Origin of the sequence: Streptomyces sp. NPDC049879 (genome assembly GCF_044461265.1) — a bacterium.
Taxonomy (GTDB): domain Bacteria; phylum Actinomycetota; class Actinomycetes; order Streptomycetales; family Streptomycetaceae; genus Streptomyces.
This window is the reverse complement of the sequence record NZ_JBITKT010000005.1, coordinates 79,052-94,979: the sequence shown is the minus strand read 5'-3', so window position 1 is coordinate 94,979 and position 15,928 is coordinate 79,052. Positions and strand designations below refer to the sequence as shown.

Annotated in this window: 19 protein-coding genes; 11 read left to right on the top strand and 8 right to left on the bottom strand. The window is 74.7% G+C overall.

Going from position 1 to position 15,928, the window contains the following annotated elements:
- Nucleotides 1–172: 172 nt before the first annotated feature.
- From ACIBPC_RS18355 to ACIBPC_RS18345, 3 genes are all read left to right on the top strand, one after another.
- Entirely contained in the window at nucleotides 173–964 is a 792-nt protein-coding gene (locus tag ACIBPC_RS18355) for a GPP34 family phosphoprotein (protein WP_362958360.1), read from the top strand.
- A gap of 267 nt (nucleotides 965–1,231) precedes the next feature.
- Entirely contained in the window at nucleotides 1,232–2,095 is an 864-nt protein-coding gene (locus tag ACIBPC_RS18350) for a helix-turn-helix transcriptional regulator (protein WP_362958357.1), read from the top strand.
- Between the two features lie 168 nt (nucleotides 2,096–2,263).
- The gene (locus tag ACIBPC_RS18345) at nucleotides 2,264–2,479 is read left to right on the top strand and encodes a DUF397 domain-containing protein (RefSeq protein ID WP_362958354.1); all 216 of its coding nucleotides are present in this window, start codon (nucleotides 2,264–2,266) and stop codon (nucleotides 2,477–2,479) included.
- A 188-nt stretch (nucleotides 2,480–2,667) separates the two neighbouring features.
- Here ACIBPC_RS18345 and ACIBPC_RS18340 read toward each other — a convergent pair whose 3' ends face one another.
- A complete protein-coding gene (locus ACIBPC_RS18340; RefSeq protein ID WP_398845833.1) occupies nucleotides 2,668–3,456 on the bottom strand; it encodes an aspartate/glutamate racemase family protein in 789 nt (262 codons plus the stop codon).
- A 118-nt stretch (nucleotides 3,457–3,574) separates the two neighbouring features.
- Here ACIBPC_RS18340 and ACIBPC_RS18335 point away from each other — a divergent pair, with 118 nt between their 5' ends.
- Both ACIBPC_RS18335 and ACIBPC_RS18330 read left to right on the top strand, forming a co-directional pair.
- Nucleotides 3,575–4,120, top strand: a complete 546-nt coding sequence (locus ACIBPC_RS18335; protein ID WP_398845830.1) for a helix-turn-helix domain-containing protein — start codon at nucleotides 3,575–3,577, stop codon at nucleotides 4,118–4,120.
- 69 nt (nucleotides 4,121–4,189) lie between these two features.
- Nucleotides 4,190–4,921: a class I SAM-dependent methyltransferase gene (locus ACIBPC_RS18330; RefSeq protein WP_398845827.1), complete on the top strand. Its 732-nt coding sequence runs from the start codon at nucleotides 4,190–4,192 to the stop codon at nucleotides 4,919–4,921.
- Here the strand turns inward: ACIBPC_RS18330 and ACIBPC_RS18325 are convergent.
- On the bottom strand, nucleotides 4,875–5,636 hold the full coding sequence (locus tag ACIBPC_RS18325; RefSeq protein ID WP_398845824.1) for a Mut7-C RNAse domain-containing protein: 762 nt from the start codon (nucleotides 5,634–5,636) through the stop codon (nucleotides 4,875–4,877). The genes ACIBPC_RS18330 and ACIBPC_RS18325 overlap by 47 nt on opposite strands.
- A 106-nt stretch (nucleotides 5,637–5,742) precedes the next feature.
- Here ACIBPC_RS18325 and ACIBPC_RS18320 point away from each other — a divergent pair, with 106 nt between their 5' ends.
- Complete coding sequence (locus ACIBPC_RS18320; RefSeq protein ID WP_398845821.1) at nucleotides 5,743–5,973, top strand: hypothetical protein; 231 nt, start codon at nucleotides 5,743–5,745, stop codon at nucleotides 5,971–5,973.
- Nucleotides 5,974–6,136: 163 nt separating this feature from the next.
- The gene (locus ACIBPC_RS18315; RefSeq protein WP_398846560.1) at nucleotides 6,137–7,195 is read left to right on the top strand and encodes an LLM class flavin-dependent oxidoreductase; all 1,059 of its coding nucleotides are present in this window, start codon (nucleotides 6,137–6,139) and stop codon (nucleotides 7,193–7,195) included.
- Here ACIBPC_RS18315 and ACIBPC_RS18310 read toward each other — a convergent pair.
- Nucleotides 7,183–7,695 (bottom strand): hypothetical protein, encoded by a 513-nt coding sequence (locus ACIBPC_RS18310; RefSeq protein WP_398845818.1) that lies wholly within the window; start codon nucleotides 7,693–7,695, stop codon nucleotides 7,183–7,185. The two genes, ACIBPC_RS18315 and ACIBPC_RS18310, sit on opposite strands and share 13 nt — an antisense overlap.
- A gap of 220 nt (nucleotides 7,696–7,915) precedes the next feature.
- Here ACIBPC_RS18310 and ACIBPC_RS18305 point away from each other — a divergent pair, with 220 nt between their 5' ends.
- Nucleotides 7,916–8,563 carry a hypothetical protein gene (locus ACIBPC_RS18305; RefSeq protein ID WP_362958334.1) on the top strand — a complete coding sequence of 216 codons (648 nt, stop codon included), beginning with the start codon at nucleotides 7,916–7,918 and terminating at the stop codon, nucleotides 8,561–8,563.
- 7 nt (nucleotides 8,564–8,570) lie between these two features.
- On the opposite strand, the gene ACIBPC_RS18300 is transcribed toward ACIBPC_RS18305, so the two are convergent.
- The 5 genes from ACIBPC_RS18300 to galT all read right to left on the bottom strand — a co-directional run bounded on the left by ACIBPC_RS18300 (nucleotide 8,571) and on the right by galT (nucleotide 13,182).
- The gene (locus ACIBPC_RS18300; RefSeq protein WP_398845815.1) at nucleotides 8,571–8,984 is read right to left on the bottom strand and encodes a GNAT family N-acetyltransferase; all 414 of its coding nucleotides are present in this window, start codon (nucleotides 8,982–8,984) and stop codon (nucleotides 8,571–8,573) included.
- 93 nt (nucleotides 8,985–9,077) lie between these two features.
- The gene (locus ACIBPC_RS18295) at nucleotides 9,078–9,737 is read right to left on the bottom strand and encodes a response regulator transcription factor (protein WP_362958328.1); all 660 of its coding nucleotides are present in this window, start codon (nucleotides 9,735–9,737) and stop codon (nucleotides 9,078–9,080) included.
- A gap of 288 nt (nucleotides 9,738–10,025) precedes the next feature.
- Complete coding sequence (gene galK / locus ACIBPC_RS18290) at nucleotides 10,026–11,162, bottom strand: galactokinase (protein WP_398845812.1); 1,137 nt, start codon at nucleotides 11,160–11,162, stop codon at nucleotides 10,026–10,028.
- Complete coding sequence (gene galE / locus ACIBPC_RS18285; RefSeq protein WP_362958322.1) at nucleotides 11,159–12,139, bottom strand: UDP-glucose 4-epimerase GalE; 981 nt, start codon at nucleotides 12,137–12,139, stop codon at nucleotides 11,159–11,161. The genes galK and galE overlap by 4 nt, the downstream gene beginning before the upstream one ends.
- On the bottom strand, nucleotides 12,136–13,182 hold the full coding sequence (galT, locus tag ACIBPC_RS18280; RefSeq protein WP_362958320.1) for a galactose-1-phosphate uridylyltransferase: 1,047 nt from the start codon (nucleotides 13,180–13,182) through the stop codon (nucleotides 12,136–12,138). The genes galE and galT overlap by 4 nt, the downstream gene beginning before the upstream one ends.
- A 151-nt stretch (nucleotides 13,183–13,333) precedes the next feature.
- Between galT and ACIBPC_RS18275 the strand changes: the two genes are divergently transcribed.
- From ACIBPC_RS18275 to ACIBPC_RS18265, 3 genes are read left to right on the top strand one after another with little or no spacing between them, the layout of a single operon-like run.
- Nucleotides 13,334–13,855 (top strand): MarR family transcriptional regulator, encoded by a 522-nt coding sequence (locus tag ACIBPC_RS18275; RefSeq protein ID WP_362958317.1) that lies wholly within the window; start codon nucleotides 13,334–13,336, stop codon nucleotides 13,853–13,855.
- A complete protein-coding gene (locus tag ACIBPC_RS18270; RefSeq protein WP_398845807.1) occupies nucleotides 13,852–15,306 on the top strand; it encodes an MFS transporter in 1,455 nt (484 codons plus the stop codon). Before ACIBPC_RS18275 ends, ACIBPC_RS18270 begins: the two co-directional genes overlap by 4 nt.
- Entirely contained in the window at nucleotides 15,303–15,899 is a 597-nt protein-coding gene (locus ACIBPC_RS18265) for a cysteine hydrolase family protein (protein WP_398845804.1), read from the top strand. Before ACIBPC_RS18270 ends, ACIBPC_RS18265 begins: the two co-directional genes overlap by 4 nt.
- Nucleotides 15,900–15,928 lie beyond the last annotated feature (29 nt).

Here is a 15,928-nt window from a genome sequence, read left to right as displayed (position 1 = left end):
TGCCGGGTCCTGTGCACCTCGGTACGCCACGTCCGTGGCGACGGGTTTCTGCCGTCTGCCCTTGAGGACGACAACGACATATCTACGGGTTCCCGCCCATAGCGACCACGCGCTCTCGACAGAACAATGTGAGAGGCGTCACCCTGTCTTTCATCCACGCGGGGAGGCATGGATGGGCAGGAGTCGTAGAACCATTCCGGAGGAGCTGCTGCTGCTGGCTCTGGACCCGGCGACGGGCACCACAGCGCAGCCTCAGTCGCTCGACCTCGGCCTTGCCGGGGCGCAGCTCGTCGAGCTGGCCCTGGCGGGTCGGATAGCCCCTGATGGGGACCGAATAGCCGTGATACTGGCACGGCCGACCGGAGATCCCACCCTGGACTCCGCTCTGGAACTGCTGCGCAGGCGCGGCAGCCCGGTGCGGGCCGTCCACTGGATCGGCGGGCCCAGACTGGGACTTCGCCAAACCTACCTCACTCATCTGGAACGCTGCGGCATGGTGCACGCGGTGGAGAACCAGATGTGCGGGGTTCTGCCGACGACCCGGTACCAGGCGACGGACACCGCGGTCAGCAGGCAGATCCGGGCTCGGCTGGACAGCGCGATCCGCACCGGCACACCGCCGGACGCGCGGACCGCGGCACTCGCGGCACTGGCACACGCGGTCGGCCTGGGCAAGCACCTCTATCCCGGCAACGAGGGGCGGTCGTCCCGCTCCCGGCTGCGGGATCTGATCAGGCACGACCCGATGGGCGGCCTGGTGGCCCACGCCGTCATGGACGTCCAGAACGGTGCGGCGGGCCAGGCGGCCGCCGCACGGCGCCCGCAGCCCAGCGGCGCGCCACGCAAGACGGGACACGCTCCGGTGGCCGCGGCCATGGCCGTGGTCGGACAGCCGGGGCCTCCCGAGCAGATGCGGCGGAGAGGGGTGACACGGGCCGCGCCCCGCCCTTCGTTGTCGCACTAGACGGCGCACCGGCGCACGCGCCGGGACGCCCACGCGCCACCACATGAACACGCGCGATACCGGACCACCGGGAGCCGCACAGTGAGCGTGGGGTGTGGCTACGGCCCCAGACGACGGCCGTAGCCACACCCCACGCTTGCGCGCGGCCACACACAGTCGCCAGTCTGATCATCATGCTGTCGCCAATCCTCTGCGGCGGCGCCCCGCCGGGTGGGACGCTGCTCCTGCGACAGGTACGTGATCGCTGACCGACGGAGGTGCAAGTCCGTGGCGGGCAATGTCAATCCCACTGTCCGGCGACGCAGGCTCGGCCAGGAGTTGAGGCGTCTCCGGGAGGAGCGGGCCATGACGGCGGAGCAGGTCGCCGACCGGCTGCTCGTCTCGCAGTCGAAGATCAGCAGACTGGAGAACGGGCGGCGCAGCATCAGCCCGCGCGACGTCCGCGACCTCTGCGGTGTCTACGAGGTCGAGGACCAGCTGCTGATCGATTCCCTCATGCAGATGGCCAGGGAGTCGCGCCAGCAGGGCTGGTGGCACGCGTTCGCCGAACTCTCCACCACCTACAGCGTCTACATCGGCCTGGAGACGGACGCCTCGTCCCTGCGGGTGTTCGAGCCGCAGGTCGTGCCGGGGCTGCTGCAGACCGAGGCGTACGCCGAGGCCGTCATCTCCGGGGCGCTGCCCGAGGTGGGGCAGGATGAGGTCGCCAGCAGGGTCCAGGTGCGGATGCGGCGGCAGCAGCGCCTGCGGGACGACCGGAACCCGCTGCGGCTGTGGGCCGTGGTGGACGAGGCCGTGCTGCGCCGCGAGGTCGGCGGCCCCGCGACGATGGTCGAACAGCTCCACCGCCTCGCGGAATGCGCCCAACTGCCGAATGTGACGCTCCAGGTGATGCCCTTCTCCGCGGGCGCGCACCCCGGTGTGAACGGGCAGTACTCCGTGATGGAGTTTCCCGAGGCGAGTGATTCGACGGTCATTTACCTGGAGGGCGGCACGAGCGACCTCTATTTGGAGAAGCCGCACGATGTGCAGTACTACAGCGTGATGTACGAGCATCTGCGCGCCCAGGCGCTCAGCCCCGACCACTCGCGCGCCTTCATCGCCAAGTTGGCTGCGGATTACGGGAGTTAGGCAACGGGCACGGGGGTGCCGGGCGCCGGAATATACACGCCCGTCCCCGTGCGCGGTGGGGGAATTCCGGGAGGAACCATCCGGTCGGGTGACGATGTCCGTGGAATGCCGGGTGTGACGGCTACGGTCACGGCGTTACTACCGACCGGCACTTTCCGGAGCAGACACATGGCAATCGAGCAAGGCATCACGCGCACCTGGACGCGCTCCTCCTATTCCGCGGGCAATGGCGCCTGCGTGGAGGTGAAGTCCCCGGCCCGCGGCCTGCTGGCCATCCGTGACTCCAAGGTCCCCGGCGGTCCCCGGCTCGGGTTCGCCCCCCGGTCCTGGTCGGCGTTCCTCGGTGTGATGGACGGGGCGGCGCGCGTCGGCGAGCGCGCCTGACACAGGCCCGGTGCCGTCCGGATGCCGTCCGTCACGCTCCGGACGGCATCCGGGCGCACCACGCACCGCACGCGGCCCTGTGTGCCGCGTCGGTGTGCGTCGCGTTGATGTGCGCCGCGCGGCGTCACGATCCGGTCCCCCCTCCGCCCGTCTCTCGTGGCCTCCCTCCTCGCGTGCGGACCGGGCGGTCAGCCGGCCTGCTGCGGCGGGCCGCCGCGCCAGCGGGGGAGCGGCCTGCGGCCGACCGCCACCTCGAAGGCCGCCCGCGCGGCGATCCGGGTCGAGTCGAGCAGCGGCAGCGACGATTCCTCCTGCCCGACGAGCAGCGGTATCTCCGTGCAGACGAGCGCGACGGCGTCGCAGCCGCGCCCCGCCAGCCGGTCGATCACCTCCGCGAAGGCCCGCCGCGCCTCGCCGGTGAACCGCCCGTTCAGCAGCTCCTCGAAGATGATCCGGTGGACGGTCTCCCGGTCGCGTGGCTCGGGCCGCTCCGCCGCCATCCCGCGCCGTGCGAACGCCTCCCGGTAGAGCGGGCCGTCCATCGTGAAGCGGGTGCCGAGCACGCCGATCCGCCGCCTGCCCCCGGCGGCGGCCCGCTCCGCCACCAGGTCGGGCAGGTGCAGCCCCGGCAGGGCCAGCGCCGGACCTGGCAGCCCGAGCGCGAGATGCGCCGTGTTGTCCGGGCAGACGAAGAAGTCGGCTCCCGCGCGCGCGAGGCGGGCGGCGCTCGCGGCCAGCGCCGCGCGGACCGCCGCGTGGTCCCCCGCGTCCCACGCGGGCATCGACCGGGAGAGCGGGATGAGGTCCAGCGTCACGTCCGGATGGTCGTGCTCCCCCAGCTCGGCGAATCCCTCCTGGCAGAACGCCCGGAAGCAGAGCGCCGCGCCTTCGGCACTGTGGCCGAGGAGTCCGGCGTGCAGCGTCCCGTCCGGACGTGCGGCCTCCCGTGTCGCCGTTCCCGGCGTCGCGCCTGACATCATGACCCCCTGTTCGCCCCACCGAACTTCCGTCCACTGCAGTGAACACGCCTGCGGCCGCGTTCGTCAAGACGAACGAGCGGTCCGCCACAGCGAACACCCGAAGGAGTGACGACCCGTGGATCTCAACGCGACGATCGCCGCGTCCATCCGCCGGGAGAGAGCCCGCGCCGGGCTCACCCTCACCGAGCTGGCCCGCCGCGCCCGCCTCGCGAAGTCGACGCTGTCGCAGCTCGAATCGGGTGGCGGCAACCCGAGCGTGGAGACGCTCTGGGCCCTCGCCCTGGCCCTCGACGTCCCGTTCAGCCACCTCGTCGATCCGCCCGCGCCCCCCGTCCGCCTCGTCCGCGCGGGGGAGGGGGACGCGCACCACGCCGAGGACGCGGACTACGCGGCGACGCTCCTCGCCGCGGGTCCCGCGCACGTCAGGCGCGACCTCTACCGGATCGCGGCGGAACCGGGCGACTCGCACCTCTCCCCGCCGCACCGGCCCGGCACGGTCGAACACCTCGTCCTCGCCACCGGCCGCGCCGAGGCGGGGCCTTCGGACGACCCCGTCGAGCTGGCGCCGGGCGACTACCTCGCCTACCCGGGCGACGGCCCGCACCTCTTCCGCGCCCTCGCACCGGGCACGACCGCCGTCGTCGTCATGGAGCACCCCTGACCGGGTCCACGGGCCGCCCCTGAAGGCGCGCGAAGGTGACTGTCAGTGGCGGATGCCATCATCCGGGACATGGACGGACGGGGCATGGACGAACGGGCGAGAACGGTCGCGGCGCACTGGGACCTGACGGTGGCCGCCTTCGACGACGAGCCGGACCACGGCCTGCGGGACCCCGCCGTCCGGCGGGCATGGGCCGGGCGGCTGGCCGGATGGCTGCCCGGGGAGGCGTCCGACGTCCTGGACGCCGGATGCGGCACCGGCACGCTCTCCGTGCTGCTCGCGGAGGACGGCCACCGGGTGACGGGTGTCGACCTCGCACCCGGCATGGTGGCCGCCGCCGAGGCGAAGGCGGCACGGGCCGGTGTGCCGGCGGCCTTCCTCACCGGTGACGCGGCCGATCCCCCGACCGGTGGGCGCCGCTTCGACGTCGTGCTCGCCCGGCACCTGCTGTGGACCCTCCCCGACCCGCACGCCGCCCTCCGCGCCTGGACGGCGCGGCTGCGCCCCGGCGGACGCCTCGTGCTCGTCGAGGGGCGCTGGGAGCAGCCTGCGGGCGCGCCGCCGCCCTACGGCGGGGCCGCGGGCCCGCTGCCCTGGCAGGACGGGGTGGGCGCGCCCGAGCTGGCGGACGCCGTGCGCGCCGCCGCCGCGAGCGTCCTCGGCGGACGGGCGGGCGGGCCGGAGATCCGGGTCGAGCCGCTGGACGGCGACCCGGCGCTGTGGGGGCGGCCGGTCGCCGACGAGCGGTACGCGCTCACCGCTCTGATACCGGGCCCGCCTGGCCGAACGAGCCGCCGCTGATGCCGCGCACCGCCTCGTCCACGATCGCCTCAAGGCGCGCGTGGTGGGCGCCCCGCCAGTAGACGCGCCCGCAGTCGGGGCACTCGGCGAAGACGTCGTACGTGCGGCTGGTGCCGCCTTCGAGCCGGTCGCGCACCGACTCCTTGTCGGCCTCCCGCAGCTCGCCGTTGCAGGCGGTGCACCGCGTCCAGGGCGCGAGCGGCGGGGCGAAGCGGTCCAGCACCTCGCGCACCTGCTCGTCGGGCCGTGTGTGGTCGACGTGGGCGCCCGCCCAGAGTTCGCGACGCCGCAGCAGCCCCCGGTCGCGCGAGAGCAGGACGCGCCGTTCGGCGGCCGAGCGGGCGGCCAGGGCGGCGTCCCCCGGGTCCGGGGTCTCCCAGGCGGCGTCCACGCCCAGGAGGCGCAGGCGCCGGGCGAGCGTCCCCAGGTGGATGTCGAGCAGAAAGCGCAGCGGGGCGCCGGGGACCCGCTGCGGGCGTGTCACGGGCAGGACGTCCACCGCGTCGCCCGCCTCCGGGACGTGCGACGGGGCGACCTCGCGGCCGTTCACCAGCAGGCGGCCGACCTCGGTCAGCGGCACGCCGAACGACTCCACGACGTGCCCGAGCGAGGCGGTGCTGTCCGTCGCGACCGGCACGGCGGCCCCCCGCCGCCCGGCCGCCGCGAAGTGCCGCAGGGACGGCGCGAGCGTGAGGGTGATCCGGGGTCCGTCCACGCCGCCAGGATGCCACCGGCGCGCCGCGGCGGCGGCCCGGCGGCCCGTGTGCGGCCCCGTCGGGCGGGGCATACGCTGACAACAGGGACAGCAGGGAGGTGACGTCATGTCCGAGACACCTGAGACACCCGGCACGCCCGGCGAGGGCGGCCGGAACGAAACCCCGCAGGACCCGCCGACGCCGGACGGGCTGCTGCACAGCGGCGGCGACCGGCCCGTCGATCCCGAGGACCTGGTCAGGCTCAGTGGGCGCGAGCCCACCCCCGAGCTGATCGAGGAGGCCAGGCGCACGCTGGAGCGCGAGGGCCCGGCCGCCGTCGAGCGCTACCTGCCGTAGCGCGCCGCCCGCGCGCGGCGGAATGTTCGTCCGCCCCTCCTGGTTGGTGCGGGATACAGACAAGCACCGACCAGGAGGGCCTACGAGCGTGTCCGCAGGAGCCGAGGGGACCGACACAGCGACCGGGAGCAGCACGGAGGGCGCCGCCGCGCCGGCGGACGAGATCAGGGGCGTCCCGCTGGGCACGTCCCCGGTGCCGCTGTCCGTCCTCGACCTCGCGACCGTGGGCAGCGGGACGACGGCCACCGCCGCGCTGCGCGCCACCGCCGACCTGGCCCGCCTCGCCGAGCGGCGCGGCTACCAGCGCTTCTGGGTCGCCGAGCACCATTCGATGCCCGGCGTCGCCAGCTCGTCGCCGACCGTGATCCTCGGCCACCTCACCGCCAGGACCGAGCGCATCCGCCTCGGCACCGGCGGCGTGATGCTGCCGAACCACTCGCCGCTCGTCGTCGCCGAGCAGTTCGGCACGCTGGAGGCCCTGGCCCCCGGCCGTGTCGACATCGGCCTCGGCCGCGCCCCCGGCACCGACGCCGCCACCGCCGCCGCGCTGCGCCGGGGCAGGACCGACGGCCCCGACGAGTTCCCGCGCCAGGTCGCCGAGCTGGTGCGCTTCCTGGACGACGACTACCCCGACGGCCACCCGTACGCGCGCATCCACGCCGTGCCGGGACCCGTCCAGGGGACCGCGCCCGGGGGCGTCCAGTCCGCGCACCGGCCGCCCGTGTGGCTGCTCGGCTCCTCCGGCTTCAGCGCCGAACTGGCCGCCCACCTGGGCCTGCCCTTCGCCTTCGCCAACCACTTCTCGTCGGCCAACACGCTGCCCGCGCTGGAGCTGTACCGGGAGACGTTCCGCCCCTCGGCCGTACTCGACGCGCCGTACGCCCTCATCGGCGTCTCCGCGCTCGCCGCCGACACGGAGGCCGAGGCGTACCGGCAGGTGCGCACCGGCGCGCTGTCCATGGTCCGGCTGCGCACCGGGCGTCCCGGCCTCGTGCCGAGCCCCGAGGAGGCCGAGAACCACCCCTGGACGCCCATGGAGTCGGAGATGGCGGACGGCTGGCTCGCCAACGTCGTGCACGGCACCCCGGACGCCGTACGGGAGGGGCTCGACGCCCTCGCCAAGCGCACCGGCGCCGACGAGCTGATGCTCACCACCCAGGCGCACAGCCCCGAGGCCAGGCTGCGCAGCTACGAGCTGATCGCCGACGCCTACCGGTCCTGACCCGCCGCCCGTTCCAGCCTCCCCGCGAGGGCGGCGGCGTCCCGCGTGTACCCCGTCACCAGCAGTTCGCCGCCGTCCCGCAGCCGGATGACGCAGCGCACGTCGGTGCCGAGGGCACGCGCGGCGGCGTGCGGGCGGTCCGACCGCTCCACGGACGCGATCCCGTCCCACGCCACGGCGCGCTCGTCCCGGGGCCGCCGCCGCACGAGGCCCCCCTCGTGCAGCACGAAGACCTCGCCGCGCGTCCGCCGCGCCCGCACGGCGCGCGGAATCCCGTACCCGAGCCCGAGCAGCCCGAGGCCGAGGGGCGCGCCCGCGACGGTGTTCGGCCCCGAGGCGCTGTCCGACCCGAACCACCAGAGCAGCAGCGGGATCCCGGCCGCCACCCCGACGACCCCCACCGCCAGCGCCACCGCCGCGACCCGGGCGCAGCGCCCGCTGTCGGTCGGGTGCTCGCTCACCACGCCGCCGAGCGACGCCTGTCCCGCATCGGCCGTCATAACGGACCGCCACCCCTCGTCAGTTCCCGGCCACGTGGCGTCAAGTCTGCGCGTACGGCGGGCCGCCGGGCAACGCAGCGGCGGTCATCGGCCGACAGATCCGCCCGAAGGGGTGGCAACCGGCGGCCGGAACGCCGTAATCAGGACCGATGTTGGTGACCCGGGAACGAAGTACTAGGGTTCGGCCGTTGTCTCTCGCGCTACCGAACGGGGAAGCACCATGGCACAGCGGGTGCACCGGCCGGGCGTGCCCGGCGACCTGAGCGGGCCACGCCGTCTCTGGGCGCGGGCCGCCACCCTGGGCCTCCTGGCCACGGTCGGCATAGGCGGCGACACGTACGAGGCCGCCGCGGGCCGGCTCCACTGCGCCAACCCGGGCGGCAGTTACTGGTGGACGCTCACCCTGCACGGCGACGGCCGCGCCGTCTTCCGCGGCCAGGACGCGGACGGCAGCCAGGCCCACCTGCGCGCCGAGCCCGTCGACCTCCTCGCCACCGCGCCCGCCTGGCTGCCGCTGGACGAGCTGCGGCCCCGGCAGGCCGCCCGCGAACTCGGCTACGTCTACTGGTCCGACGGCGCCTCCTGGTCCCGCGCCCCCTACCCGGACGACCTCGCCGACGACGGACTCGAACTCTCCGCGGGCTGGGTCGGCGACGACGACGAGGTCGCCGAGGAACTGTGGGACGCGGCCGGTGGCGGCGACGACATGGCTGACGCCGTCGTCGCGTTCCTCGACCGCGCGGAGGCCCGTACGGTGGACGCCGACGCGATCCGCGCGCTGCTGGCCGCCTGTTCGCCGAAGGAGCCGCCGTCCGTCGAGGCCGCGCTGGAGTTCGCCGCCAGGGCGGATCTCACGCGCGCGGCCTGAGGGCGGGTCACAGCCGGACGAGCCCGGCGCCGGTCGGCCGGAAACCGCAGCCTTCGAGGTAGAACTCCCGCCACTTCTCCTCGAAGTCCACGTGCAGCCACTCGCATCCGGCCGCCCGCGCGTGCTCCACGGCGCACTCCACGAGCGCGCGCCCCACCCCGCGCCGCCGCTCCGCGACCGCCACGACGGTGTCGAGCACGAACGCGTGCCCGCAGCCGTCCCACGCCACGTTCACGAAGCCGACCAGCGCGCCGTCCGCCGCCCGCCGCGCGCACACCCACCCGAGGCTGAACCGCTCGACCTGCCCCCGCCAGTCGAAGTCGGGCGCCGGCGGATGCCCGAACCCCTCGGCGTGCAGCTCCTCGACCTCACCGTTCTCGAACGCGCCGCGCCATTCGCAGGCCACCGTGGTCACCGTCATCCCGCCACCGTAAGCGCGCCCCACCGATCCGGACCCCGCCTTTCCGCCAGAGATCATCGGCGCGGGGCGACTCGTTCCGGGCGTGGGGGCGCGTCACTCCGCCGGGGGGATGCCCGCGCGGCGGGCCAGGGCCACCGCGGCGAGGGTCGAGTGGACGCCGAGTTTGCCCAGCACGTTCTGCATGTGCGTGCGGACGGTGTGGGGCGAGAGGAACAGGCGCTCCGCCACAGCCTTGCGCCCCATACCGGCGAGCATGCAGCGCAGCACCTCCAGTTCACGCGGCGTCAGCGACTCGACGAGGCGCTCGTGCTCGCTGCGGTGGCGGCGGTCGCGGTCGAGTTCGCGCAGGACGCCGGTCAGCAGCGCCGGGGGCACGTGCGTCTCGTCCCGCAGTGAGCCCCGGACGACCAGCAGCAGCCGCGCCAGCGAACTGTCCTTCGCCACCCACCCGCGCGCGCCCGCCGACAGCGCGCGCGCCGCGAGCCGCGCGTCGTCGGCTGCCGCGAGCATGACAGCGCGGAGGTCGGGGAAACGCTCCCGCACGGCCGTCAGCAGGGCGCCGTCCGCGTCGAGTTCGGCGTCGAGCAGGAGGACGTCGTAGGCGGGGTACCCGGTGCGTTCGAGCTGCTGAAGCGCCGCCTGCGCGGTGCCCACGGCGGCGGCCTCGACGTCCGCCTCCGCCGTCAGGGCGGTCGCCAGGGACTCGGCGAAGATCCGGTGCCCGTCGACCACCAGCACCCGAATACGTTCCACTGCGCTGCCCTTCGAAGGCCCGGGAGAGCGGGGGACACGACGGCGCAGGGGCGCGGCGGGCATCGGCGGGCACGGGACACCGCGCCCGGCGGTCCTTCCGGACGTACGGCCGCCGCCGTACGCACCGATGCCGGTCGCGGGCACGCACCCGCCGCTCTCGCCCCCTGAGACAGCACCGGCCCCCACCGGTGCTGCCCCTCAGAGTACGTGCGGCGCGCCGTCGCGGGCAGTGGTTTGACAGAAGTAACCCGTCGGGAACGCGGAGAAAGCCCAGATCGCGGAAGTCCCTCAGCGGGTGAGACGGCGCGCGCCCGCGGACGGGACGGCCTCGAAGACGCGCGGTTCCGCGTACCCGGCCGCGGCGAACGCCTCCCGCACCGCCTCGCCGACGGCCTCGGCCGACGCCGCCTCCACGAGGACGATCGCCGAGCCGCCGAAGCCGCCGCCCGTCATGCGCGCGCCCAGGGCGCCCGCCGTGCCCGAAGCCTCGACGACGAGGTCGAGTTCGGGGCAGGAGACCTCGAAGTCGTCGCGCAGCGAGGCGTGGCCCTCCGTCAGGACCGGGCCGATGTCGCGCGGGCGGCCCGCGTCGAGCAGTCCGATGACCCGCTCGACGCGCCGGTCCTCGGTGACGACGTGCCGCACGCGGCGGCGGACCACCGGGTCGTCGAGCCGCGCCAGGGCGTCGTCGAGACCGTCGAAGGGCACGTCGCGCAGGAACGGCACGCCGAGCGCCGCCGCGCCCGCCTCGCACTCCGCGCGCCGCCGGGCGTACGCCCCGTCCGCGTGGCTGTGCTTGACCCGCGTGTCCACGACGAGGAGCCGCAGCCCCGCCTCGTCCATGGCGAACGGCACCTGGCGCCGCGCCAGGTCGCGCGTGTCCAGGAAGAGGACCTCCCCGGCGGCGCAGGCGGCGGACGCCATCTGGTCGAGGATGCCGCAGGGCATGCCGACGAAGTCGTTCTCCGCGCGCTGGGAGACGCGGGCCAGCTCGTCGGGCGTGAGCCCCAGGCCGTTCAGGTCGCTGAGCGCCAGCGCCGTCACCACTTCGAGGGCGGCGGACGACGACAGCCCGGCGCCCACGGGCACGTCGGAGGTGAAGTGGATGTCGGCGCCGCCCAGTTCGTGCCCGTCCGCGAGCAGCACCCAGGCGACCCCGGCCGGGTACGCGGCCCAGCCGGTGACGCGTCCAGGCGCCAGGTCGTCGAGGGAGACCTCGGTGATGCCGCCGTCGCCGTCCGCCGAGTGCAGGCGCAGCAGGCGGTCGGTGCGCCGGGAGACGGTGGCGACCGCGTTGTGGGGGAGCGCGAAGGGCATGACGAAGCCCTCGTTGTAGTCGGTGTGCTCCCCGATGAGGTTGACCCGTCCGGGGGCGGCCCAGCGCCCGTCGGCCGGCACCCCGTACACGTCCTCGTGCGCGGTCATCCCGCCTGCTCCTCTCGCTGCGCGAACGCCCACGCGTCCGCGATGATGCCGTCCAGGTCGGTCCGCTCCGGGCGCCAGCCGAGGCGCGCGCGGGCGCGGTCGGCCGAGGCGACCAGGACGGCCGGGTCGCCGGCGCGGCGGGGGGCCTCGGTCTCCGGGATGGGGTGGCCGGTGACGCGGCGGGCGCTCTCGACGACCTCGCGGACGGAGAAGCCGTTGCCGTTGCCGAGGTTGCAGATCAGGTGCTCGCCGGGGGTGGCGGCGTCGAGGGCCAGCAGGTGGGCCTCGGCGAGGTCGGCGACGTGGATGTAGTCGCGGACGCAGGTGCCGTCGGGGGTGGGGTAGTCGGTGCCGTAGACGGAGATGGCGGGGCGGCGGCCCTGGGCGACCTGGAGGATGATCGGGATCAGGTGGCTCTCGGGGTCGTGCCGTTCGCCGAACGTGCCCTCGCCGGTGCGGTGGGCGCCCGCGACGTTGAAGTAGCGCAGGGAGACGGCGGCGAGGCCGTGGGCGTGCGCCTCGCTGGTGATCATGTGGTCCACGGCGAGCTTGCTGGCGCCGTACGGGTTGGCGGGCGCGGTGGGGAAGTCCTCGGTGATGGGGCTGCCCGCCGGTTCGCCGTAGACGGCGGCGGTGGAGGAGAAGACGAGGCGGCGCACGCCCGCGTCGCGCATGGCGCGGAGCAGTTCGAGCGAGCCGGCGACGTTGTTGCGCCAGTACTTCTCCGGGTCGGTGACGGACTCGCCGACCTGGGAGGAGGCCGCGAAGTGCAGCACGCCGTCGAAGCCGCCGATGCCGAGGAGGCCCGCGGCGTCCTGCACGCGGCCCACGACCAGCTCGGCGCCGGGGGGCACGCCCTCCTTGAAGCCGGTGGACAGGTCGTCGAGGACGGTCACGCGGTGGCCTGCCGCCAGCAGCCGGGCGGCGACCACGCTGCCCACATAGCCCGCGCCGCCCGTCACCAGGTACGTGCTCACTTGTCCGTCGCCACCTCTCGCAGCCGGGCGGCAGCGGCCTCCGGCAGCACGTCGTTCACGAAGGCGCCCATCCCCGACTCGGAACCGGCGAGGTACTTCAGCTTCCCCGGGCTGCGGCGGATCGTGAACAGCTCCAGGTGCAGGGCGAAGTCCTCGCGGTCATCGATGCCGAACGGCGCCTGATGCCAGCCGGAAATATACGGTGTCGGCCCCGCGTCCTCGCCGAAGATCCGGTCGAAGCGCCGCAGCAGTTCGAGGTAGACGGCGGGGAACGCGGCGCGGGCGTCGTCGTCCAGGGCGCGCAGGTCGGGGACGCGGTGGCGGGGGTAGAGGTGCACCTCGTACGGCCAGCGCGCGGCGTGCGGGACGAACGCGGTCCAGTGCGGGGTGTCCAGCACGACGCGTTCGGCGGCGGCGCGCTCGGTGGCCAGCACTTCGTCGTAGAGGTTGGCGCCGGTACGTTCCCGGTGTGCGCGGACGGACCGCAGGGCGCGCTCGGTGAAGGGGGTGACGTACGGGTAGCCGTAGATCTGCCCGTGCGGGTGGCCGAGGGTGACGCCGATCTCGGCGCCGCGGTTCTCGAAGCAGTACACCTGGCGTACGCCCGGGTGCTGGGCCAGCTCGGCCGTGCGGTCGGTCCACGCGTGGAGCACCAGCGCCGCCTGCTCCTCGGTGAGGTCGGCGAACGACGCGTGGTGGTCGGAGGTGAAGCAGACGACCTCGCAGCGGCCGGTGCCGTCCCCGAAGGAGGGGAAGCGGTTCTCGAAGACCGCGACCTCGTAGCTCTCCGCCGGGATCTCGCTGAGCCGGTCGCCCTGGCTGGGGCACAGGGGGCACTGGTCGGCGGGCGGCAGGTATGTGCGGTCCTGGCGGTGCGCGGCGTATCCGATGTGCTCGTCGAGGAGTGGGTCGTGGCGGATCTCGGAGCGGGAGGCGGCGGGCGCGAGGGGGCGGCGGTCGAAGGCGTCGCGGACGGCGTCGTCGTGCGCGTCGTAGTAGATGAGCTCGCGGCCGTCGGCCAGCCGGGTGGCGGTCCTCTTCATGAGCTGTCCAGATCACGCGAAGTCCAACAGAATCAAACAATAGGCAGCATACAGTGCGGTGCGGCGCCCTGAGGAGGGCCGCGGGACACTTCCCGCGCGCGCTCGGACAAGCAACTTGCACAAGTTGCTTGCCGAAAACTACGGTGGCCATATGACCGAACCCGGACACGCGCCGCCGCCGGACACCACCGTCGAGACCGCGCACCGCCTGAGCGTCGCCATCACCCGGCTGCGCTCCCGCCTGCGCGAGGAGTCCGGCACGCACGACACCGGCCTGTCCATCTCGCAGCTGTCCGTGCTCCGCCGCGTCCTCGACGAGGGACCGGTCACCGCCGCCCACCTCGCCGCCGCCGAGCACGTCAGCCCGCAGTCCATCGCGCAGAACCTCGCCGCCCTCAAGGAGGCCGGGCTCGTCACCGCCCGCCGCGACCCCGCCGACGGGCGCCGCACCCTGATCACCGCCAACGCGAGCGGCGACGCCCTGGTGCGCTCCCTGCGCGCGTCCCGCAAGGCCTGGCTGGTCCAGGCGATCGACTCCCTCGTCGGCCCGGAGGAACGGCCCGCGCTCGATGCCGCGCTCGACCTGCTGGAACGGCTCGCCGCCGCCGACGTCCACAACGAGGGCCGCACCACCGCGCGGAAGGGGAACGGCCGCAAGGGAGCCGCTCCGTGACCGGAGCACCGCGCCGCGCCCCTGACGTACTTGCCCCTGCCGCCGCCCGTACGGACGGCGGCACCCGCCCGTTCTCCTGGCGCTTCACCGCCCCCCTGCTCCTCGGCGCCTCCCTCAACCCGGTCAACAGCTCGCTCCTCGCCACCGCCCTCACCCCCATCGCCGCGTCGCTGGGCGTCCCGGTCGGCCGGGTCGCCGTCCTCGTCGCGGCCCTCTACCTGGCCAGCGCCATCGCCCAGCCCACGGCGGGCAAGGCCGCCGAGGAGTTCGGGCCGCGCCGCGTCTTCCTGACGGGCGCGGCCCTCGTCGTCGCCGGCGGCACGGTCGGCGCCCTCGGCCAGGACCTCCCCACGCTCGTCACCGCCCGCGTCCTCATCGGCGTCGGCACCTCGGCCGCCTACCCCACCGCCATGCTGCTGATACGGCGCCGCGCCACCGACGCCGGACTGGCCGAACCACCCGGCCGCGTCCTGGGCGCCCTCTCCGTCGCGGGCCAGGCCACCCTGGCGCTCGGCCTCCCCGCGGGCGGCCTGCTGGTGGGCGCGGCGGGATGGCGCTGGACGTTCCTCGCCAGCGTCCCCTTCGCGCTCGCCGCCCTCGCGATGACCTGGGCGTGGATACCCCGCGACCCGCCCGTGGCGCGGCGCGGGAGCGCGCGGGAGGTCCTCGCCCGGCTCGACGTGGCGGGGATCGCCGGTTTCGGCGGCGCGATGACGGCGCTGCTCGTCTTCCTCATGGCGCTCCCCGAGCCCGCCTGGGCCGCACTCGCGCTGGCCGCCGTCCTCGCCGCCGCGCTGACGGCCTGGGAGCTGCGGGCCCGCGCGCCGTTCCTCGACGTACGGCTGCTCGCGTCGAACATGCCGCTCGTCCGCACGTACCTGCGCGTCGCCCTCACCCAGCTCGGCGTCTACACGGTGATGTACGGCGTCACGCAGTGGCTGGAGGCGGGGCGCGGCCTGTCGGCGGAGCAGGCCGGGCTGCTGGTCCTGCCGATGAGCGGCCTCGCCGTCCTCGTCACGCGGCCGGTCGCGCGGCGGAACATGCTGCGCGGCGCCCTCGTGGCCGCCGCCGCCGCGTCCCTCGCCGGCTCGGCCGGGATGCTCCTGCTCGGCACGTCGGCGCCCGTCGTGGCCGTCGTCGGCGTGACGCTGGCCTTCGGCGTCACGGTCGGCACCCAGGCGGCGGGGAACCAGACCGCCCTCTACCTCCAGGCCCCCGCCGGACGCATCGGCACGGCCGCCGGGCTCTTCCGCACCTTCGCCTACACCGGCTCGATCGCGTCCTCGACGCTGACCGGCGTCGTCTTCCAGGACGAGGTCACCGACGCGGGACTGCACACCATCGCCGTCGTCCTCATCGCCGTCAGCGCCGTCGTGCTGCTGATGGTCCTCACGGACCGCGCGCTGAGGAAGGACCCCACGCACCGCCCACGCAAGGAGACTCCCGCATGACCACCCCGCCCACCGCCGACGCCCGTACCACCGCCCTGCTGGTCATGGACCTCCAGCCGTCCGTCCTCGCCGCCCTGCCGGACACCGAGGCCGACGCGCTGGTGGAACGGGCCGCCGACGCCGTCGCGACCGTACGGGCCGCGGGCGGCACCGTCGGGTACGTCCGCGTCGGCCTGACGGACGCGGACCGCGCCGCTGTGCCCGCCGCCAACACGTCGTTCTCCCGGCTCGCCGCCGACCCCGGCCGCCTCCGCGCCGACGCGCCGGACACGGCCGTCGACGCGCGGCTGGCACCCCTGCCGGGCGACATCCAGGTCCGCAAGACGCGCTACGGCGCGTTCTCCACGACCGACCTCGACGCCCGCCTCCGCGAGCGGGGCATCACCACGCTCGTCCTCGCCGGGGTCTCCACGAGCGGCGTCGTCCTGTCCACCGCCCTCGACGCCGCCGACCGCGACTACGGCGTCTACGTCCTGTCCGACGCCGTGGCCGACGCCAGGACCGCCGTGCACCGCACCCTGGTCGCCGACGTCCTCCCGACCCGCGCCCACGTCCTCGGCACCGCCGCGCTGCGCGAGGTCCTCACGCCCTGACGGGCACACACCGGGCCGAAACGTCATCC